This is a genomic window from Streptococcus sanguinis SK1 = NCTC 7863, assembly GCF_000194945.1.
Classification (GTDB): domain Bacteria; phylum Bacillota; class Bacilli; order Lactobacillales; family Streptococcaceae; genus Streptococcus; species Streptococcus sanguinis.
Genome location: NZ_GL878507.1, coordinates 1,241,131 through 1,256,233 on the forward strand (window position 1 = coordinate 1,241,131; position 15,103 = coordinate 1,256,233).

General features: G+C 43.9%; 17 protein-coding genes and 1 pseudogene. All 18 read right to left on the bottom strand.

From position 1 onward, the window contains the following. Positions 1–170: 170 nt before the first annotated feature. The 18 genes and pseudogenes from HMPREF9378_RS05045 to HMPREF9378_RS04965 all read right to left on the bottom strand — a co-directional run bounded on the left by HMPREF9378_RS05045 (position 171) and on the right by HMPREF9378_RS04965 (position 15,060). On the bottom strand, positions 171–620 hold the full coding sequence (locus HMPREF9378_RS05045) for a cupin domain-containing protein (RefSeq protein WP_002896350.1): 450 nt from the start codon (positions 618–620) through the stop codon (positions 171–173). Positions 621–637: 17 nt separating this feature from the next. Continuing rightward, positions 638–1,732 carry an ethanolamine utilization protein EutH gene (locus HMPREF9378_RS05040; protein WP_002901056.1) on the bottom strand — a complete coding sequence of 365 codons (1,095 nt, stop codon included), beginning with the start codon at positions 1,730–1,732 and terminating at the stop codon, positions 638–640. Between the two features lie 16 nt (positions 1,733–1,748). Further along, positions 1,749–2,030, bottom strand: a complete 282-nt coding sequence (locus HMPREF9378_RS05035) for a EutN/CcmL family microcompartment protein (RefSeq protein WP_002896356.1) — start codon at positions 2,028–2,030, stop codon at positions 1,749–1,751. Between the two features lie 14 nt (positions 2,031–2,044). After that, positions 2,045–2,692, bottom strand: a complete 648-nt coding sequence (locus HMPREF9378_RS05030) for an ethanolamine utilization protein (protein ID WP_002901057.1) — start codon at positions 2,690–2,692, stop codon at positions 2,045–2,047. Positions 2,693–2,723: 31 nt separating this feature from the next. Beyond that, on the bottom strand, positions 2,724–3,350 hold the full coding sequence (eutD, locus tag HMPREF9378_RS05025; protein WP_002896361.1) for an ethanolamine utilization phosphate acetyltransferase EutD: 627 nt from the start codon (positions 3,348–3,350) through the stop codon (positions 2,724–2,726). Positions 3,351–3,373: 23 nt separating this feature from the next. Beyond that, complete coding sequence (locus tag HMPREF9378_RS05020) at positions 3,374–4,015, bottom strand: hypothetical protein (protein ID WP_002901058.1); 642 nt, start codon at positions 4,013–4,015, stop codon at positions 3,374–3,376. A gap of 196 nt (positions 4,016–4,211) precedes the next feature. Further along, positions 4,212–4,487: a propanediol utilization microcompartment protein PduA gene (gene pduA / locus HMPREF9378_RS05015; protein WP_002896373.1), complete on the bottom strand. Its 276-nt coding sequence runs from the start codon at positions 4,485–4,487 to the stop codon at positions 4,212–4,214. Between the two features lie 55 nt (positions 4,488–4,542). Continuing rightward, entirely contained in the window at positions 4,543–4,824 is a 282-nt protein-coding gene (gene pduA / locus HMPREF9378_RS05010) for a propanediol utilization microcompartment protein PduA (RefSeq protein WP_002898203.1), read from the bottom strand. Between the two features lie 34 nt (positions 4,825–4,858). Then, positions 4,859–6,337 carry an acetaldehyde dehydrogenase (acetylating) gene (locus HMPREF9378_RS05005; RefSeq protein WP_002913861.1) on the bottom strand — a complete coding sequence of 493 codons (1,479 nt, stop codon included), beginning with the start codon at positions 6,335–6,337 and terminating at the stop codon, positions 4,859–4,861. 6 nt (positions 6,338–6,343) lie between these two features. Then, on the bottom strand, positions 6,344–6,907 hold the full coding sequence (locus HMPREF9378_RS05000) for a BMC domain-containing protein (RefSeq protein ID WP_002901060.1): 564 nt from the start codon (positions 6,905–6,907) through the stop codon (positions 6,344–6,346). A gap of 15 nt (positions 6,908–6,922) precedes the next feature. Continuing rightward, positions 6,923–7,576, bottom strand: a complete 654-nt coding sequence (gene eutL, locus HMPREF9378_RS04995) for an ethanolamine utilization microcompartment protein EutL (protein ID WP_009659835.1) — start codon at positions 7,574–7,576, stop codon at positions 6,923–6,925. A 15-nt stretch (positions 7,577–7,591) separates the two neighbouring features. Next, positions 7,592–8,536 carry an ethanolamine ammonia-lyase subunit EutC gene (gene eutC, locus HMPREF9378_RS04990; protein WP_002901062.1) on the bottom strand — a complete coding sequence of 315 codons (945 nt, stop codon included), beginning with the start codon at positions 8,534–8,536 and terminating at the stop codon, positions 7,592–7,594. A gap of 16 nt (positions 8,537–8,552) precedes the next feature. Then, a complete protein-coding gene (locus tag HMPREF9378_RS04985; RefSeq protein WP_002901063.1) occupies positions 8,553–9,923 on the bottom strand; it encodes an ethanolamine ammonia-lyase subunit EutB in 1,371 nt (456 codons plus the stop codon). Positions 9,924–9,954: 31 nt separating this feature from the next. Next, the gene (gene eutA / locus HMPREF9378_RS04980) at positions 9,955–11,388 is read right to left on the bottom strand and encodes an ethanolamine ammonia-lyase reactivating factor EutA (RefSeq protein WP_002901064.1); all 1,434 of its coding nucleotides are present in this window, start codon (positions 11,386–11,388) and stop codon (positions 9,955–9,957) included. A gap of 113 nt (positions 11,389–11,501) precedes the next feature. After that, positions 11,502–12,877, bottom strand: a pseudogene (locus tag HMPREF9378_RS0110935) (histidine kinase N-terminal domain-containing protein). After that, positions 12,877–13,452 carry an ANTAR domain-containing response regulator gene (locus HMPREF9378_RS04975; RefSeq protein WP_002898214.1) on the bottom strand — a complete coding sequence of 192 codons (576 nt, stop codon included), beginning with the start codon at positions 13,450–13,452 and terminating at the stop codon, positions 12,877–12,879. Before HMPREF9378_RS04975 ends, HMPREF9378_RS0110935 begins: the two are co-directional and overlap by 1 nt. Positions 13,453–13,476: 24 nt before the next feature. Next, positions 13,477–13,821: a BMC domain-containing protein gene (locus tag HMPREF9378_RS04970; RefSeq protein ID WP_002898216.1), complete on the bottom strand. Its 345-nt coding sequence runs from the start codon at positions 13,819–13,821 to the stop codon at positions 13,477–13,479. Positions 13,822–13,917: 96 nt separating this feature from the next. Then, positions 13,918–15,060, bottom strand: coding sequence for a 1-propanol dehydrogenase PduQ (locus tag HMPREF9378_RS04965; protein WP_002901066.1), 1,143 nt, complete (start codon positions 15,058–15,060; stop codon positions 13,918–13,920). Positions 15,061–15,103 lie beyond the last annotated feature (43 nt).

Below are 15,103 nucleotides of genomic sequence, written 5' to 3' on the forward strand. Positions count from 1 at the left end.
ACGAAAACCAGCACCTAAAGTGTACCGACTCTAAAAAGCTAGATTTTTGTGTCTAACTTTTGTAGTGCAGTACAGAGGCACTGGTTTTTATATGGGGATACCATCCGTATTTCACTTCCCCTTAGTGGGGAATCAAACTATTGAATCCAATTGTTCAAACCTCCAACAAACTAGCCTTGCCAGTCAGCCGGATAGGTCACATAGATAAAGCGGGCCTTATCTCTGACAGAGAACTGAATGTCGCTGCCTTTAGGGATAAAGAGTACTTCGCCAGGGCCAGCTGTCATGACTTCGTCACCAACGATAATATCAAGACGCCCTTCAATAACATAGTCCACTTCATCATAGTCCAGATGCCAAGGGAAAGTTGTCTTTTCCATGGTCATCAGACCCAAGCCCAATCGTGGGCTTTCGTCTAAAGTCAGCAAGTCTCGTGTATAAACTTGATGACTCGCATCACCTGTATCCAAGCGATCTTCTGGACGAACATCTAGACCTGGCAGGGCGATAGAAGCCACTCCTGCCTTACTGACTTTCTTCCCGCCATCTTTAGTGGCTAATTCTTCCAATAAAATCTTACGAACCAATGTTTCTAGGTCAGAACGATTAATATCTGCCATACTTCATACCTCCAAGTCTAAGCTTCCTTTTTCGTTAAGAAGAAAGCCAGTAATACCGCTGTGATACCGCCGACAAATTTACCAATCATCATCGGCACAATCATTTCCGGTTTTTGACCAGCTGTGAAGCCTAGGTGATCTCCGATAACGAAGGAAGCAGATACGGCAAAGGCTACGTTGATAATCTTACCGCGTTTGTCCATATCCTTCATCATCTGGAACATGGCAATGTTATTAGCCAGAGAAGCTACCAAACCAGCTGCACCAACTTCGTTCATTCCTAGGGATTTTCCGATAGCAGAAAGCGGTTTGTTGGCTACCTTGGTAAAGACAGCTACCAGACCAAAGGCTCCAGCCAAGGTTACGGCAATCGTTCCGACAACTTCAAAGGCTTCCTTCAGTGTCTCAGCACCTTTTGGATAGAGGCTGATGAGCCATTCATTACCAGTCAGAAGCTGCGCTGCACCAAAGGCCAAACCAAGCGTTGCCAAGATAACAATAATCTGACCAAACACTTCAAAACCTTTAATCATGGCATTAGGTGCCAAAAGCAATCCTATGAAAATCAGAGCAGATACAATGATAATCGGGATAAGATTGACAACCAAGGTTCCAAAAGGCAGACCTGGTACGAAAAGTCCTCCGAGGAGACAGCCAATCGGAACAGTTACCAAACCGTATAGGATTCCGCGAGCCAAAAGCGGACGGTCATCTTTTTCGATAATACCCAAGGCAACTGGAATCGTAAAGACGATGGTTGGCCCCATCATAGAGCCCAGTACAAAGGCAGCAAAATTTCCTACCGCTGGATCCTGAGCCAGACTGAGAGCCAGAGGAGCTCCTCCCATATCATTGGCAATGAAGGTTGTCGCAAAAATAGACGGGTCAGCGCCCACCAAGCCATACAAAGGCACGACAATTGGTTTCAAGACATCCGCCAAGAGGGGAGCGATTACCATAATCCCAGCCATAGACAGAGCCAAAGCTCCCATAGCCATGATTCCTTCTTCAAATTTTTCACTTAGTCCTAGTTTGCCACCGATACATTTATCCACTGCACCGATCAGCATGAATAGCACCATGATATAAATGATAATTTCATTGATACTCATAACATTACCTTAGTTTCTAATATTCTTCATCACTGTGATAGTCAACCTTGTCAATGATAGCCACAACGACCATATCCACAGGGATATTCGTCTTATTTAGGCTCATCCGGGCAGAACTGCCAGTGGTTACCATTACTTGGTCTCCTTCGCCTGCACCGATGCAGTCGGCCACAATAAGCAGAGCTGGGTCACTTTGATGTTCATTTAGCTGCCGTTCGACCACTAAAAATTTCAAACCATTTAAATTTTCGTCTTTTCTAGTCGCCCAAAGGCTACCTTTTACTTTACCAACAAACATCTCTACCCACTCCTTTATTCTATGATTTCTATTTTTTGACGTTTTAGATAATCTCTCGCCAAGGCTGTCACAATCATTCCTTTTTCTATTTTAAAACTTCCATTTTCAGGTAAGCCCATCTCTCTCAGCCTCTTCTCTGTCAGCAAAACCGGCTTGCCCGGAGCCTTAGTCTTCGAGCTGACTTCTTCTGCCACCGCCCGTTTCACTTCCGGACGAGGCTCTTCAGCTTGATCACTTTCTAGGAGTGCTAAGAGTTGGCCTTCTTTATAAAATTGCAGACCGTAGCGAATCAGCTTTTCTCGCTGTCCCTGCAGTTCCTGATACAAGTACACTTTAGAAGATTGCTTGTACTGTTGAATAGCAAAGGCGTTGTCTGATACGAGGACTTTTTTGCCTTTCAAAAGACTCTTTAAAATGACTGCTTCCTCCACCGCTAAAGGGCAAAGGGATGAGAGTCTCAGAAAAGCATCAAAACCAAGTGTCTCAACAACAACAATCTCTGCTGTGCAAGAATCTTTTACGACTTGAAAGCCTTCCCCTTCTAATAAGTCAGGAATCTTATCGCCTCCAATGACGTATACTGAGGGTTTCTGAGGCTTTTGCTTCAACTTTTCCATCAGGCGGTCTGTAATCAAATCTACTAAATGATCTAGATTTTCCATTCTTTACCTACCTTTTATTTGCTCATACGACTTATTTCTTGATAATCCGTCCGCGTGTTCCTTTTTTGAAACCACAAGCATTGGCTTCATCGTAGTCGATATGCATATAGGTCGCAAACTTGGGACTAACACGGATAACCACATCATCAAAAATCAGCGGACGAGCACCTTCTACTCTGACTTGTACAATCTCGTGATTTTTTACATTCAGACGTTCAGCATCTTCCGGTGTCATATGAACATGACGCTTAGCTACTATCAGGCCCTTATCCAGACAAACTGCCTTGTCTCCATGAGCCAAGATGACACCTGGTGTTCCTTCGATATCGCCACTTTCGCGAATGGGTGCCTTGGTGCCCAGCTGCAAACAGTCTGTCAGGGAAACTTCTACCTGAGAATGTTTGCGAACAGGTCCTAGAATAACCACATTGTGAAAAGCGCCTTTTGGACCGACAACTGTCAGCCTTTCTTGACTAGCGAACTGGCCTGGCTGTGATAGGTCTTTTGCTTTTGTTAATTGATAGTTGGGACCAAACAAGGCTTCCAAATCTTCCTGACTCAAATGGACATGACGTCCGCTCGCTTCTACCTCAAATGACCCCTGCAATTCTTCCTGAACTTTATCAATTACTTTATTTACCAAATTTTCTAAAGTCATTGCTGTTCTTCTTTCTCTTGTTATTAGCTTGCTATCAACCAGAGCAAGACTTCAATTGATTTTAATAATTGAGAAACCTTACAAGCAAATTGATCTCTGTCACCATCAGCAGCCTGCTCCAATTCTTTGCGCAGGAGGGTCGTTTCGATATATGTTTCATAGCAATTCAGCTGCCAAGTCGGTTCTTGGTAACTCATCATGACCGTTTCTTGATCGAGCTGGCGACTGACCCGAATGGCCTGCAATTCTGCATTGCTAGGCAGGTCTGTCTGGTAATCAGAAATATCATCCAGAATATGATGGCCGACGATTTGTTCTACTATGTTCAATAGTTGGCCAACTTGCTCACACTTTTCATCCTGAAAAGCCTGATGCAATTCTCTCTGGTTCTTCAAAAAGCAAGTATAAAGTTTAGTCAGTCTAAATAGTCGTGGATACACAGCAGAGTCCTCAAGGTTTGTAATCGGCACCCTGATAGCATCAGCAGCTGAGGCTGTTTTCCCTTTGGTCTGACCTGAACAGATAATTCGAATATGGTGATCATTGAGAAAACCTCTGGCTGCTGGCGTCAGTTTTTCATCTTTGTTTAATTCAAAGACACCGTTATCAGCGAGAACGGATTCTCTATAAAGCTTTCTAATCTTAGCTTCTGTAAAAACTGACATGTATTCACATCCTTCTACTCCGTTGATACTCTGTGAAAATCAATCTGATACTCTCTGAAAATCAACATTTCTGTCTAGTATCGGGCTGCTGCCCATAAGCTTCATTTTCACTGAGTATTCTATTTGCCTCTGGGGCCTATATCAGTTCTAAACACTAGAATACAGGCCCTTTCAGCAAATATTTATCTGTCCCAGATTATTTGGGCAGAATGACTTCCACTTCAGCATGTGGACGTGGAATTACGTGAACTGAAATCAATTCACCAACATTTTCAGCTGCAGCTGCTCCAGCATCTGTCGCTGCTTTGACTGCGCCGACATCACCACGAACCATTACAGTTACCAAACCAGCACCGACTTGTTCTTTACCAATCAAAGTTACGTTAGCGGCTTTGACCATTGCATCAGCTGCTTCAATTGCGCCGACGAGTCCTTTTGTTTCTACCATTCCTAATGCATTTGCGTTTGCCATGTTTATTTCCTCCAATTATTTTCTTGTTTTTAATTTTATCCGAAAGTCTGTAATCTTATTCTTGATGAGGCAAGATTACTTCTACTTCAGCATGTGGACGTGGAATTACGTGAACTGAAATCAATTCACCAACGTTTTCAGCTGCAGCTGCTCCAGCATCTGTCGCTGCTTTGACTGCACCGACATCACCACGAACCAAGACTGTTACCAATCCAGCGCCGACTTGTTCTTTACCAACTAAAGTTACGTTAGCGGCTTTGACCATTGCATCAGCTGCTTCGATTGCGCCGACAAGTCCTCTTGTTTCTACCATTCCTAATGCATTTGCGTTTGCCATGATTGTATCCTCCAATTATAATGTTTAATATTGACTATTTTAGTTTTTCCAATACGCGTTGAACCAATAAGGTTACCAGTTCTTCTTCGTTTGATCCGTCAACTGCTACTGCTTTTGGTTCTTCCACTGCCATATTTTCTGCTTGTCGCAGGTCTGACAGTTCTGATGTACCGTAAGCTACACGACGGATATTGAAGAGATTGAGCGGGCTGACATTATCAGATGTCGCGCTGCCTCCCACAGCTCCACAACCCAAAGTAAAGGCTGGGAAGAGACCAGTCGTTGCACCGACACCACCTAGAGCTGCTGGCGTATTAATCAGCAGACGAGATACTGGTTTTTTCAGTGCAAATTCACGAATAATTTCTTCATTTTGACTGTGAATAGCAAGAGTGTGGCCTGCACCTTCGTGATGCAAAATCTTAATACTCAGCTCACAAGCTTCCAACCAGTCCTTGACAGTATAGAAGCCCAAGACTGGAGCCAGTTTTTCCATAGAATATGGATACTGCTTGCCGACGCCTGTTTCTTCTGCAATCAAGACCCGAGCATCTGCTGGAACTGAAATACCAGCTAACTCAGCAATCACTTGCGGTGTTTTACCAACCATTTTCGGATTCATCGCACCACTCGGCTGGATAATGAAGGAGCCTAGTTTCTTAGCATCTTCTGCTGGAACAAAGTAAGCACCTTGTTTCTTGAACTCTGCTACAACCTTTTCCTTCATATCTTCTTCGACGATGATAGACTGCTCAGATGCACAAATTACACCATTGTCAAAAGTTTTAGAATCCAAAATCTGACGAACTGCTTTTGGCACATCTGCTGTTCTTTCGATGAAGGCTGGACCATTACCAGGACCTACACCGATTGCTGGTGTGCCAGATGAGTATGCTGCTTTGACCATAGCATTTCCACCAGTCGCCAAAATCAGATTTGTATCCTTGTGTCGCATCAACTCATTTGTAGCTGCGATGGATACCCGATGAATCGCACTGATAGCTCCATCCGGACATCCAGCTGATTTAGCAGCTCTCTTGATGATTTCCACCGTTTCCTCAATACACTTAAGAGCATTTGGGTGAGGAGAGAAGACGATACTGTTTCCTGCCTTCAAGGCGATCAAAGCCTTATACATAACCGTTGATGTCGGGTTGGTTGATGGAATCAAGCCAGCAATGACACCGACTGGAACCCCAACTTCCAAGACTTTCTTTTCCTTGTCTTCGCTGAGAACCCCAACCGTTTTCATATCCTTGATTTCTTCAAGAATACCTTTGGAAGCAAGAGCATTTTTCAACACCTTGTCTTCCCAGCGGCCAAAGCCAGTTTCCTGAGCCGCCATTTTAGCTAGGCGTTCACGCTCATCATAACAAGCTTTCGCTACTACTTTTACAATGGTATCAATTTGTTCTTGACTCATTTTAGCAAGTTCTGCTTGGGCTTTCTTTGCATCCCGAATCAAATTCCTTACTTCCTGAATCGATACCAAATCTTTATCTTCTAAAAACATCCGCAATTACTCCTCTCCTATTGTTTCCATCAAAGTCTCAACGAGAAGTTTCTTATTAGCAAATTTGATTTCTTTCTTGCTGAGACGGATACCTTCTTGATGATAGGCAAGGCTGCGTAGTTCGACGACTTTTAGTTTTTCCAGTTCTTCTCTGGTGTAGGTCCTTGTCTCTCCTTCAAGCTTCTCTGCTGGTTCAGCCTTAGTTTCCTTTACAGGCTGAGGCTTTTCTTCGATTTTTTCTGAAGGGATTGTTTCCGCCGTAGAAGCAATCTCTTTTTTAACTGTTTTACTGTTTCTCTTTGGTACAAAGAGAAGGTCTGTCTGATTATCCAGCCTAGAAATTACATGGCTGGCCAGATAGTAAGGTTTATCTTGTACCAACTCAACTGCTGCATCAACCGCTGAGCGGACTGCACTGACATCGCCTATCAATTGAACCGTATTCAAACCAGCTTTGACCGTTTCAATATTAAGCAATGATACATTGGCAGCCTTCAAAGCCGCATCTGCCGCAACTACAGCACCTAGATAACCTTTTACTTCAATTAAACCTAGTGCTCTATCTGCCATTTAATCAACTCCTAATCAATAACTTTTAGGATCATTTGCTACTGCGATAACTGCATTCGCAAATGCGTCGCAGGCAGCTCGGCATGCTGACTGTGATCCGACCAGAAGTCCGCCGGCAAAGTTGGTTTCACTTGGTGGTCCGTAGAAGGCTCCAACCTGCACATCAGCCGCTTTCAAAGCCGCATCCAGTGCCACCATAGCTTCACCCGGTGGAGCAATCAAGTAAGCAATCGCTGTTCCTTCTTCTGCATTAGCCCCCTCTGACAGGTAAGAACCTGCACGAGAGATACAATGAGCAAAATAAGGAATACTGTCATCATCATTGGCACTGTAGAAGCTAGCCCCATTTTCGATTTCATAGACTGCTACATCCAGACCGCTGCGAACTTCTTCTGGGTTTGGACCAGCCAAGATACCGATGACTTCACCAGCCAGCTTAGTTGAAGCGTTGCCTGCACCAGCATACATACTGCGAGCATAGACCACTTCGACATCTGCTGCCTTGGTTGCTTCATCCAAGGCTACATAAGTGACATCATCACAGTCAGAAGTGATAATTCCCAGGCTTCTGTGATGTGGTTTAAGCTCCAAAGAAGCTGCCAAACCTGCATCCACGTTTGAAATCAGAAGGGCACTTAATACATTTGCACCTAATCGATCATTTTTCAAAGCCACTACCTCCTATTATTTCAAATCAATTCCTGATTTCTTATTATCAAGAATCTTCTTAATGATTTCTGCTACATAGGCTCCAGCTTCAACGGCTGGTGTTCCGCCTTTATGAATATTGGAAACAACAGTCCGTTTCGCTTCCGGCATACCAACTGTTGGCTTGTAAGCCAGATAAGCACTCATAGACTCAGCTGTTACCAGACCTGGACGCTCACCGACCAGCATACAGATAACTTCTGCACCAGTCAGCTCTGCGATTTGGTCCATAGCTGCAACCCGAGCATGCTTGATAAAGAGTACTTCACCAAAGTCCAGTCCGAACATTTTCAGACCTTGCTTCAGAGCTGGCAGGAAGTCTTTGACGTTAGCCTCGATAGCTGATGAACTAAGACCATCACCAACGACAATCTGAACTTTAGCATTAGGTTTGCATTTTTCCTTGATAATAGCCTGCTGATCTTCAGGGAAGACCCGGCCAAAATCTGGACGTGTCAAGTATTCATCTTTAGTAGTCGCCTTAGTCTGTACAGGAATGAAGCCCATTTCCTTGATAAAGTCATCTGATACATAGGAGAAGACCGCATCCTGAGCTGCCGCATGGTCTGCACGGAAACGCAAAACACTCTGTGTCTTGTAGCGATCGCCTGCTCGCCATAAGCCCAAACGTGCAGGAGTAAATTTCTTAATCTTCCGGTAGGCTTCTTCATTGATGGCATTAGGCACCAAGAACTGCTCCTGAATATCTACTTCCGTTATATCTGGAATGATGCCATCTTCAATCACTGAAGTGTCTTGTTTGACTTCTTCCTGCAGAGAAACTGTAGGTTCAGCTTCTTCCGAAACAGGAGGATTTTCAGCTTTATTTTGTTCAGTTGCTACCGTTTCTTTAGCAGCTGAGTCGCCGCCCATCTCATTTAACAATGAGCGAATCATTTCTTTTAATTGCAATTCATCCACAATGATTTCCTCCTTGCTAATTTGATTTCATAAAGATGGAGCCGTCTCCGCCGATTTCTGTCAGGTGACCATCTTCCATCAAGCCCATTTTTTCCATCCACTCTTCAAATTCCTTGATCGGACGTTTATTGAGAAGTGAACGCATGGTTGCTGTTTCATGGTAACCAGTTGTTTGATAGTTAAGCATGATATCGTCACCATGAGGAATCGCCATGATGTAGTTAACATTAGCTGCTCCGAGAAGAACCAAGAGATTTTCAGCGTCGTTTTGGTCAGCTTTCATGTGGTTAGTGTAACAGATATCACAACCCATTGAGATACCAGTTAGTTTGCCCATGAAGTGGTCTTCCAAACCAGCACGGATAACCTGCTTAGAATCGTAGAGATACTCAGGTCCAATGAATCCAACAACGGTATTTACCAAGAATGGATCGAAGCGTTTAGCGAAACCATAACAACGAGCTTCCATAGTCACTTGGTCTGCTCCATGGTGAGCATCAGATGAAAGTTCAGAACCTTGACCTGTTTCAAAGTACATGACATTCGGTCCAGCAGCTGTTCCCACTTTCAGAGCTGTATCCCAAGCTTCTTGAATGATTTTAGCATCAAAACCAAAGGCTTCATTTCCTTTTTCAGATCCAGCGATAGACTGGAAGACCAATCCTGTCGGAGCACCTTGATTCATGGCTTCTATCTGAGTAGTAACGTGAGCTAGCACACAGTGCTGAGTTGGAATCTTGTACTCTTCGATGAAGTCGTTAAACTTATGCAAGACGCGTTTGGTACTTTCTACTGAGTCATCTACTGGGTTCAATCCTAAGAGAGCATCCCCACATCCATAAGCAAAACCTTCCATAGTAGAAGCCATGATACCGTCTGGATCATCTGTGGTATGGTTAGGCTGAAGACGGGAGGAGAATGTTCCTGGCATACCAATCGTTGTATTAGCATGTTTGGTAATGATAATCTTATTGGCAGCGACAATCAAGTCCAAGTTGGTCATCAACTTAGCGACTGCTGCTACCATTTCAGAAGTCAACCCACGAGACAGCCACTGAATGTCTACGTTCTTAGTCTTGTTATCCAAGATCCATTCACGCAGCTCTTCTACTGTCCAATTCTTAATCTTTTCGTAAGTACGAAGATTGACATCATCAATGATAATCCGTGTTACCTCATCTTCTTCATAAGGAACTACTGGATTATTGAACAAATCAGATAATTTCAGCTGAGCTAGTACAACCTTAGCAGCAACGCGCTCTTCGGCAGATTCTGCTGCTACTCCCGCTAGCTGATCCCCTGATTTGTACTCATTGGCTTTGGCCAGCACTTCTTTTACGGATTTAAATTCGTAAAGCCGACCAAACAATTTTGTTTTCAAAATCATGGATTACTTCCTCCTTAGTGTAAATAAAAGTTTAATTAAACACCAATGTTTTCACGACAATTGGTAGGACCGATCCCTCAATGACTGGATTACCAATATCGATATAGTCGCCATTTTGAACATCCACTGAGTCAATGCAGACAAATGGATAATCCTTAGGCAACTGAGCAAAGAGACATTGACCTAGAACCTTGGCCATATCTTCTCTGACCACTACTAGCAGCGGAATTTTCTTTTCAATGCTTTCGCTCATTCCACTGACAATAGCCTCTGCGTATTCCAAAACCCGGGCGAAGCTTGGGCTTTTTTCTCCATTGATTGCCAAAGCCACCTGCTGGACTTCATTTTCCAGTGTGAACCAGGCTACCTTGTCCTTGATAATCTGCTGCAACCCCTCCTTATCCTCATGCTCATCAGAAGCTGCCAGTTTGAGAACTGGAATGTTCTTAATAGGAAGGATATCGGAGATGTAGGTAATGGTACTGCCGCTGACATCGGTCGTATGGCTGCCGGCTCCAACAACGGTTGCCCGAATGGTCTCAGCTGACTGGATGACTTTCTTTTGATCAAAAATCTTGGATTTTCTCAGCGCCCTGCCAAGCAGGATACCGATATCCCCATAGCGGAAATCATCCGCCGAGGTCGTTTCCAAGTATACTCCATCAGCTACACCACCTGAGAAAGATACACAGTGGAGATCATAGTTCAACTTGAGACCGTGGTTGGTCTGTAGAAGCTCATAGTAAGGACTGTGATTGTCAATTCCTACAGACTGTTCTAACACGGAGACCATTTCTTGAATCAGCCGATCCAAATCAGCCCGATGGACCGTTTCACCAACTGCCAACTGAAGTCCCTGCTCTGCAATGATCGTTTGCAGTTTTGGAGCGATATAGCTAATCCGCTGGGTCTGCGGATCGATTTTTATCAGCCGACCTCCGATATCAAAACATCCTGTATCAATCACATCTCCTTCTCGGAAGGCTGCCAGATTGGAAGTCCCCCCACCAATATCAATATTGACTACTGATGTATGATGCTCTTGAGAATATTGATGACTGCAGGCCCCTTTACCGGCGATGATACTCTCAAGGTCTGGGCCAGCCGTCGCAACGACAAAGTCACCAGCATAACCACTCAGTGCTTGGAGCACCTGGCTGGCATTTTCCTTGCGAGCCGTCTCACCAGTAATGATGACTGCTCCCATCTGAATGTCTTTTTTCTGAATGCCTGCTTTCGCATACTCATTCAGGACAAAGTTTTTGATCTTATCCACCTCGATCAAAAGTTGATCTGAAATTGGTGTGAAGATAATTTCACTTTTATAAAGAACTTTTTTATCTGTAATATAGACACGAGGAATAGTAAACACAGAAGCAATATTCTCGATGGTAAGCTCTGACAAGATCAGCTGTGTAGTGGCTGTCCCGATATCGAGCCCCACACTCAAAATTTTATCTGACATACTAAAAACCTCCAAAAAAAGACGCTCAAAGCAATGCAAACAAACAGAGTTCATTTACATTCTTCAAGCGTCATTGCTTTTTTCGACTGACATCATTGTTAGTCTGGTAATATTTATTTTTTAAAACGAATGGTCGTTGCCGTTCCCTCATGGTCTGAGTGGATAGACAAGGTTCCAAACAATTTTCCTTGGACAAAGCGCTCCACCAAGAGTAGACCCAGATGATTTTCAAAGGAATGCTCTTGATTGTAACCGCTACCATTATCCAGTACTTTTAAAGTTATTATATCATTTTTAAGTCCAACCTGCAAACGGATTTGCGGTTTTTCTGGATTTTTTTTGTCCTTAAAAGCATGTTCATAGCTGTTCTGCAGTAATTCATTGACGATTAGCGCCAGTGAAGTGGCCCGGAAAAACAACGCTGAACATTTTCGATAACTCTCTTCAGCAGATGCTCAATCTGAATGCTGTCATCCTGCTGAGAAGACAGGAGCTCGTGAGTCGCCGCTATGGAGAGCACACGATTCATACTATCGTTAAGAGCTTTTTTGGTGTCTGCTCCTGGACTTTGCTGAGCCTGTAGTCGCAGCAAGGAAACAACGGTTTGCAAGTTATTCTTTACCCGATGGTTCATTTCACGAATGGTAGTTGTATGGGTTAAGAGCTGCACTTCCTTTTCCTTGATATCTGTAATATCCTTACAGATCATGACCACATTTTCACTCTCAGCCAGCAAATAGCGTTTGACCAAAAAGCAATAAGTGCCATAATGTACCTCAACTTGGTGAGGTTTTTCTTGAGGGGCCTGTGGTCCCAGTTGCTGGATTTCTTCAAAAGTCAGACTGTCTAAGACTAGATTGCTGTAGTGCATTCCCTCAATCGAGTCCATATAGCCCAGCTTATGGCGATAAGAATCGGCAGCTGCTTGATTGAAATACTTGAGATAGCCCTGCTGGTCAAAGACCAGACAAGCTTCGTCAATATGATCAAATAAAACAAACTGCTCTTGAGCTGAAATCTCAGGAGTGCTCCGCAACCCAAAACCGCCGTCCTCTTTATCTAAAGAAAAGTGGTCCGGTAAAGTCTGGGGAGCATTTCTTTCGATAATCAGCGTTCCGATGACGCGCTCTTCTCTCACTATCGGAAAGACCGTCTGGTGGATGGCTAAGCCCTCCTGCGATCTGGCCGAAAGCCCAATCGAGGGAGCGCCCGTCTCCAAGGTCCGGATAACACCTGGCTCATTTTCCAGGTAAGCCATAGCACCTACGACCGAGTTTTCGTACAAGCTGAGCTTGCTTTCCGGCTTTTTATGAAAGATAACAATGGCATGTTCTGAAAAGATATTCTTTACGTCAATGAAGACATCTTCATTGGCATAAGCTGAGTTTTTCAATAATTCATCAGCCTGTTGGACAAGATGCTCGATATCAGCCTCATCCAAATTTGTCTGTTCCTGACAAAGCTGCTTTATCTTATCTTTATACATCATTACACATCATCTTGGAGCACCAGCAATTTGGCAATCTCAATCATCGGCACTCTCTTTTGCATACTAATTGTCCGAATGCGTTTGAAAGCTTCTGGCTCTGACAAATGATCACGAGCCATCAGCAAGCCTTTGGCCTTTTCAATCACAATCCGATCGTCTATCTTTTTCGACAGCTTGACCATTTCATTGGACATCTGCTGCAACTGACGGCCCTTCTCAATGCAGACCTCTACCATTGGAATCAAGGACTTGGCATCCAAAGGTTTAACCAAGTAAGCACTAATCCCATTAGTTTTGGCTTTTTGAACATAGTGTTCATCACTGTAGGCTGACAGTAGAATCACACTGTAGGCTAAAGCATCTTCGAGTATCTTCTTACCTGCTGTCAGGCCATCCAGAAGCGGAAGCTTGATGTCCATCATGACCAAGTCACAACGATATTTCTGACACAAATCAATAGCTTCAAAGCCATCGGACGCCTCAGCCACCACTTCATAATCAGCTTCTTCTAATATATTTCGGATATCTAATCTTACAATTGGATCATCATCAACAATTAGTATTCTGCCTTTCATACTTCCCCTCGACAGTTTGATTTTTTATGTCCGCGTTACGACAGTGCTGGAGAAGCCCAAAATCTCTTCCAGACCTTGTAAAACGGCAATGAGAGCTGCCTCAACAGAAGAAACGTCACCTGTCATCACGACAGAGCCGCTGAAACGATCCACAAAACCAACTTGAACATCCGCAGCCTTGGTCGCAATATCAACCGCAATGATAGCCGCTTCACTCGGAGTGATCGTCAAGATTCCAATCGCATCCTTGATTTCTGCCTGCAATCCCAATTTTTCAAAAATGACTTCATCAGGATTAGCGATAAGGTGCGCCAAGGTCACTTGTTTCCCAGGAACGTATTCCTGTATCATTCTTTGTTTTTCTTCCAATTTAGTAAACCTTCTTCATGATTTTAAACCTTCAGAAGTGTACTGCACGCTCTTAATAATTATACAATAATTTTGGCATAACAGCAATTCAGAGGATTAAAACGCTTTCTCTAATACTTTAAGCAGTTCTTCTGCCGTAGGGACGCGAGGGTTAGTCGGAGTACAGCCATCATGCAGAGCAGCTTCTGAAATTTCTACCTTGTACTGAGCAAAAGCATCTGCTTTCACACCATATTCTCTGAGAGAAGTTGGCATCTCCAACTTTCTCTGCAGCTTCTTGATAGCTTCAACCAGCTGTCTCACTCCTGACACAGGGCTTGAAGCACTGCATCCCAGTAGTTTGGCAATATCCTGATAGCGACTTGCTACAGTCTTGTCTGTCGCCTGCCGGTTCCGATTGTTGAATTCGATACCAGCATTATACTGAATGACATGGGGCATTAAAATACTGTTTAAACGACCATGAGGTACATGGAACTTAGCTCCTGCCGCATGTGCCAGACTGTGATTGATACCCAAAGAAGCTGTGTTAAAGGCCATACCAGCCAGAGTGGATGCTGCATGCATCTTTTCACGCGCTTCTACATCCTGACCATTTTTGTAGGCTTTAGGCAGGTATTCAAAGACCAGCTTGATTGCCTTTTCAGCCAAGGCATCAGAGAAGTCCGTAGCCTTGGTCGATACATAAGCTTCAATGGCATGGGTCAGCACATCCATTCCAGTGTCAGCCGTGATGTTACCAGGAAGTGACAGAACCAAATCCGCATCTAAGATCGCAACATCCGGAAGGATTTCTTTGGTCACTAAAGGATATTTGGTACCTCTCTCTGCATCCGTGATGACAGAAAAAGACGTTACTTCAGATCCAGTTCCGCTTGTCGTCGGAATGGCGATGAGAATAGCCTCTGAGAAAGCACCCTGCTTCTTGGCAAAATAATACATAGCCTTGGAAGCATCAATGGCAGAGCCTCCGCCAATAGAAAGCACAATACTGATTGGCTTGTCTCCTGCACTCTTGATACCAGCCACAACCGTTTCGATTGGCGGATCAGGCACAATATCCGTGAAAACAACAATATCATTGTTGTCATCAAAGTTGGCTAAAATAGCATCCAGCGTGCCAGATGTCTTCAAAAAAGGATCGGCAACGACTAAAATATGCTCGTTTTTATAATGGCTTAATTGCTGCAGAGCGCCCTTGCCCACATGCAATTCAGTCTTATAGGAAATCTTATACATCTTTTCTCCTTTCTGTTGTATCTATTTTTAAACAAAAAGAAAC